Source organism: Peribacillus sp. (assembly GCF_059453735.1).
Window position 1 is genome coordinate 1 of record NZ_JAZVJO010000246.1, and the last position, 5,826, is coordinate 5,826.

Here is a 5,826-nt window from a genome sequence, read left to right on the forward strand (position 1 = left end):
AGCGAGTAGTTGTTTAGTAGTGGGGCTTGGTAATTGGAATGTCACTCCTGATGCCTTAGGTCCAGCGGTAGTCGAAAATTTGGTTATCACCAGACATTTGTTTGAGTTGCAGCCAGAATCGGTGAAAGAAGGGTATCGGCCAGTCAGCGGCATTGCTCCTGGTGTAATGGGCATTACGGGGATAGAGACCAGCGATATTATTAAAGGAGTTATTGAAAAGAGTAAGCCGGATTTTGTCTTAGTCATTGATGCATTGGCAGCGGCATCTATCGATCGCGTCAACTCGACAATTCAGATTACGGATACTGGCATTCATCCTGGTTCAGGTGTGGGGAATAAACGGAAGGAATTAAGTCAAGAAACATTAGGGGTTCCTGTTATTGCGATCGGAGTCCCAACGGTGGTGGATGCCGTCTCTATTACAAGTGACACCATTGATTATATTCTTAAACATTTTGGCAGTGAAATGAAAGCTAGTCAAAGTCCGTCACGAGCCTTGACACCTGCAGGATTTACACTCGGTAAACGAAAAAAATTAGCAGAAGAGGATTTGCCTGATGAGCAGTATCGACAAACCTTTATGGGCATTGTCGGGACGCTGGCAGACGATGAAAAAAAGAAACTGATCTATGAAGTGTTATCACCAATCGGTCATAATTTAATGGTCACGCCCAAGGAAGTGGATGTGTTCGTTGAAGATATGGCTAATCTATTGGCAAATGGGATAAACGCGGCATTACACGATGCGGTTAATCAGGAAAATACCGGTTACTATACACGTTGAGTTTGTGATTTTGGGTTCTACTCTTTCTAGTAAAGTCATATGAATTACTAGACAAGTTACTGAAAGGGTGGAAGGAATGAAAAGAAACCGGCCTGCAGATTTCGTCGCCGTCATCCATATATCAACCATTATAAAAGGGCTTCTTGCCATTCTAGCTACACTTCTGCTGTTTTTTGCAGTCAGTGGTCTGTTAACGTCCTTACGTCCGGAATATCGTCTTTCATCAGAATCAGTGAATACCGTAACCAACCAATTTTCTGGCAAGGTTTTATTTTCGTTAATCGCCAATGAAAATCACTATTTTAGTCATGCACTTCCAGGTGGACAAGCTGATACGGGAATCGGTAAACAAATTCTTAAAGCTTCAACCAATATTTCACTTGATGATCCACGAAGCTTGCTGGGAAGAGAACTGCCTGGTTTTTCAATTTTTGATAATCAAATACTTGTTGCTGGTAAAGATGCGAATTATACGAACATGCCTTATGAATCCGCACCGCCTCTCGATGTATTAAATAATGAAAGGGAAGCGGCTCTGCAGAATGTGGATACGATTGCAGAACCTGAAAAAACCCCAACCAAGCAGCCAAGCCTGACAACCGAAGGCAGAAAAGTCGTCGAGATTTATCACACACATAATCGAGAATCGTACTTACCTTATCTAAAAGGTGTCACGAATCCCAATCAGGCCTACCATTCTAAAATTAATGTGACCAAGCTAGGTGCCCAGCTTCAAAAGGATCTTGAGGAAAAAGGAATTGGTGCATCCTTAAATAAAACAGATATTCAAGGGCAAATGAATAAAAAAGGGCTAACCTATGGAAAATCTTATTTGGAATCACGAACTGCTGTAAAGACGGCAATGGCAGCAAATCAAGATATCCAATATTTAATTGACATTCACCGTGATTCAAAACGTAAAAAAGACACAACGCGTGTGATTAACGGAAAAACGTATGCACGTATAGCGTTTGTCATTGGAGGAAAGAATACAAATTACGAAAAGAATGCGGAATTAGCTGGGAAAATGCATAAAGCGATGGAAAAAAAATATCCTGGTCTTTCGTGGGGAATCAGTCTACAAAAGAAATCAGGGCAAAATGGAATCTACAATCAAGATTTGTCTGGAAACGCTATGTTGATTGAGATTGGCGGGGTGGATAATACATTTGAGGAGATGTTTCTAACGACTGATGCATTTGCCGATGTATTTAGTGAAATCTATTGGAATGCTCAAGAAGTTACTAAACCAGCTGAAACGTCTTCTGAATAAAGGAAAGAAGGGTAGGTATGTTCCGATTTAGCGTAATCTGTACATTTGCTGTTTTACTCCTGTTTTTTGGCGTGTTACTCGGTATGCAGTTTGCTAATCAAGGCATGAAAAACATGAAAGGCTACGACGACCCCTCATTATCCAGCGCCTTTTCAGTCGAATCACCAAGCGAAGGAGAAATATTAGGTCAAACTGTAACCAGCCATGACATTGAAAAAAAGAAACAAAAAATTGAAGAACTAGGTGCTTATAATTTCTTTTCCTCAATAGGCAAAAAGGTATCAAACACAGTTTCTGTTGGATTTGAAAAACTCATCGGTCTCATTTCCGGCACATAAATACGTAAGCAGCCCGTCAACAACCCTGAATAAGGTTGGCGGGAATTTTTTTGTTGTAGAGAAAGTTGAGATAGCAAGAAAAGCCACCCTGGTTTCGGCTGATCACCATGAGATGGAAAGGAAGGTTAATTCGGTTCTAGCGTATATCAATAGGAACTATCGCCCACGAAGTAAAAATTGCCGCTGTCTATGCTAAAACCCCATTAAAGGTACCCTTTTATAAAAATCACCCTAGTTTGGGCTGATAGTAGTCCCCAAGAAAGTTGGAAAGCAAGGTCGATTCGTCCCAAACGAGAAAAGATTCGGCCCTACCGTATATTAATAGTAGGAGCCGCCGCTAGAGATTACGAAAGTGTATTTATACAAAAAAACCCTTAAAGTTACTCTTTTAACCCCCCACCCCTGATTTGGCTGATACCTTGATGAGTAGTCGCTATTAAAGCCGGAAAGGATGCTGATTCAGCCCTTCCTTTGTCTCCTAATAGAGAAAACTTCACCCCCGCTAGCAAAGTTCATTCGATTCACTAGAGAGAAGTTATGCTTTAGGGTGATTTGTATATTCTAGTAAATGCACCGTTTTTAATTGAATCTTATATACTGTACTGATATAATGAAAAATAGTGTATTGTGTCGATAAGTAGGAGTGATTGTATGAATAGAGAAGAGAAATTGGCGAGACAATCGAGAATTCGTAACTTTTCCATTATTGCGCATATTGACCATGGTAAATCTACCTTGGCGGATCGGATTTTAGAAAAGACGAACGCATTGGCTCAGCGTGAAATGAAGAGCCAGCTGTTGGATTCGATGGATCTTGAGCGTGAACGAGGAATTACGATTAAATTGAATGCTGTGCAACTGAAATATAACGCAAAGGATGGCGAGGAATATACCTTCCATCTGATTGATACACCGGGACATGTCGATTTCACGTATGAAGTTTCACGGAGCCTTGCAGCTTGTGAAGGTGCTGTTCTTGTTGTGGATGCGGCTCAAGGGATTGAGGCTCAAACATTAGCGAATGTTTATTTAGCTCTTGATAATAACCTTGAAATTATTCCTGTTATCAATAAAATTGATCTTCCAAGTGCAGAACCGGAACGAGTTCGTCAAGAGATTGAAGACGTTATTGGTTTGGATGCATCAGATGCTGTTCTTGCTTCTGCAAAAGCAGGTATTGGAATTGAAGAAATTCTTGAACAGGTCGTTGAACTTGTTCCACCGCCTCAGGGTGATCCTGATGCACCTTTGAAAGCTTTGATTTTTGATTCTATTTATGATGCCTATCGTGGGGTAGTTGCTTATATCCGTGTATTCGATGGGACGATTAAGCCAGGTGATAAAATTAAAATGATGGCTACAGGCAAGGAATTTGAAGTTATCGAAATCGGTGCATTGACGCCGAAGGTTGAGCTTCGTGATGAACTGACTGTGGGCGACGTTGGCTTCTTAACGGGAGCAATTAAAAACGTTGGGGATACTCGCGTTGGGGATACGATTACCGGTGCTAAAAACAGTGCTACTGAAGCATTGCCGGGTTACCGTAGATTGAATCCGATGGTTTATTGCGGATTGTACCCAATCGATGCATCTAAATTCAATGATTTACGTGATGCTCTTGAAAAATTAGAGCTTAATGATGCTGCGCTTCAATTTGAAGCAGAATCATCACAGGCACTTGGTTTTGGTTTCCGTTGTGGATTCCTCGGCCTTCTTCATATGGAAATTGTGCAAGAGCGAATTGAACGTGAATTTAACATTGATCTGATTACTACCGCACCGAGTGTTATCTATGATGTTATTCTGACAGATGGTACAGAATTAAAAGTAGATAATCCGGCTAATATGCCTGAAGCTCAGAAAATCGAACGAGTTGAAGAGCCATATGTAAAAGCAACGATGATGGCACCTAATGAGTTCGTTGGAACGATTATGGAGCTTGGCCAAAAGAAACGTGGGAACTTCGTCAATATGGAGTACATGGATGAAAATCGGGTCAGCATCGTATATGAAATTCCACTTTCAGAAATCGTTTATGATTTCTTTGATCAATTGAAATCTAATACAAGAGGGTACGCATCATTTGACTATGAGTTGATTGGTTACAGACCGTCGAAACTAGTCAAAATGGATATTCTTCTGAATTCGGAAACGGTCGATGCATTGAGCTTTATCGTGCATACTGACTTTTCATATGAACGCGGTAAGCTGATTGTTGAGAAATTGAAAAAGCTAATTCCAAGACAGCAATTTGAAGTACCTATTCAAGCGGCGATTGGGCAAAAGATTGTTGCACGTTCGAGCATTAGCGCAATGCGTAAAAACGTTTTGGCTAAATGTTACGGCGGCGATATTTCGCGTAAACGTAAATTGCTTGAAAAGCAAAAAGCAGGTAAAAAACGGATGAAGCAAGTCGGTTCAGTTGAAGTGCCGCAAGAAGCATTTATGGCCGTACTGAAAATGGACGATACGACTCCGAAAAAATAAATGAACGTTGAAAAAAGGGGGTAGGCGCTTGTGCATCTAGCCTCTTTTTCCATCTTAAAAGGTTGTGAACAAGTTGATTCAAAGCGCATATATCCATATCCCATTTTGTGAACATATTTGTCACTATTGTGATTTTAATAAAGTTTTCTTGCAAGGTCAGCCGGTGGATGAGTATTTGAAGATGATGAAAAAGGAAATGCAGCTTCAAGTAAAAACGTATCCTAGTGCACCTGAATTGGAAACGATTTTTGTCGGCGGCGGCACGCCCACTTCTTTAAATGAAAATCAACTTCAGTATTTATGTGACTCCATTACAGAAACCTTTACGTTGAAAAAAGACGGGGAATATACGTTTGAAGCCAATCCTGGAGAATTGTCACGGGAAAAGCTTGAAATTCTCTATCAATCGGGCGTGAATCGGTTGAGTTTTGGTGTCCAAAGCTTCACGGATGATTTATTAAAAAGAATTGGCCGGACACATCGTGCAGCGGATGTCTATGAAACCATTGAAAAAGCTCAGTCTGTCGGTTTTACGAATATTAGTATTGATTTAATATACGGACTGCCTGGTCAAACGATGGAAGATTTTACTGACACTCTTGATAAGGCGCTGGCACTTGATCTTCCGCATTATTCGAGCTATTCCTTAATTGTTGAGCCAAAAACTGTTTTTTATAATCTCATGCAAAAGGGGAAACTACATTTACCGCCTCAAGATCTCGAAGCGAGTATGTATGAAAAACTGATGGAAACGATGGAAAAGCATAATTTGCATCAATATGAAATCAGTAATTTTGCTCGGACAGGTTTTGAAAGTCGGCATAACTTAACGTATTGGAACAATGAGGAGTATTACGGAATTGGAGCCGGTGCGCACGGCTATACTGGCGGAAACCGAATTGCGAACCATGGTCCAGTGAAAAAGTATATGACCCCGCTTCAAG

At 40.7% G+C, this 5,826-nt stretch carries 5 protein-coding genes; all 5 read left to right on the forward strand.

Annotated elements, in window-relative coordinates; translation table 11 throughout:
- The coding region (gene gpr / locus AC52RT_RS07710; protein WP_495540200.1) for a GPR endopeptidase at positions 1-784 on the forward strand (784 nt) is incomplete at its 5' end.
- A 76-nt stretch (positions 785-860) separates the two neighbouring features.
- Entirely contained in the window at positions 861-2,057 is a 1,197-nt protein-coding gene (gene spoIIP / locus AC52RT_RS07715; RefSeq protein ID WP_495540201.1) for a stage II sporulation protein P, read from the forward strand.
- Between the two features lie 17 nt (positions 2,058-2,074).
- Positions 2,075-2,395 (forward strand): DUF3679 domain-containing protein, encoded by a 321-nt coding sequence (locus tag AC52RT_RS07720; RefSeq protein WP_495540202.1) that lies wholly within the window; start codon positions 2,075-2,077, stop codon positions 2,393-2,395.
- Between the two features lie 651 nt (positions 2,396-3,046).
- A complete protein-coding gene (gene lepA / locus AC52RT_RS07725; RefSeq protein ID WP_495540203.1) occupies positions 3,047-4,882 on the forward strand; it encodes a translation elongation factor 4 in 1,836 nt (611 codons plus the stop codon).
- Between the two features lie 73 nt (positions 4,883-4,955).
- A partial coding sequence (hemW, locus tag AC52RT_RS07730; protein WP_495540204.1) for a radical SAM family heme chaperone HemW occupies positions 4,956-5,826 on the forward strand: 871 nt, incomplete at its 3' end.

Bases quoted from the DNA above. Each gene is read 5' to 3' on its own strand.
- AC52RT_RS07720 (WP_495540202.1), top strand. From the start codon at position 2,075: ATGTTCCGATTTAGCGTAATCTGTACATTTGCTGTTTTACTCCTGTTT.
- lepA (WP_495540203.1), top strand. From the start codon at position 3,047: ATGAATAGAGAAGAGAAATTGGCGAGACAATCGAGAATTCGTAACTTT.
- spoIIP (WP_495540201.1), top strand. From the start codon at position 861: ATGAAAAGAAACCGGCCTGCAGATTTCGTCGCCGTCATCCATATATCA.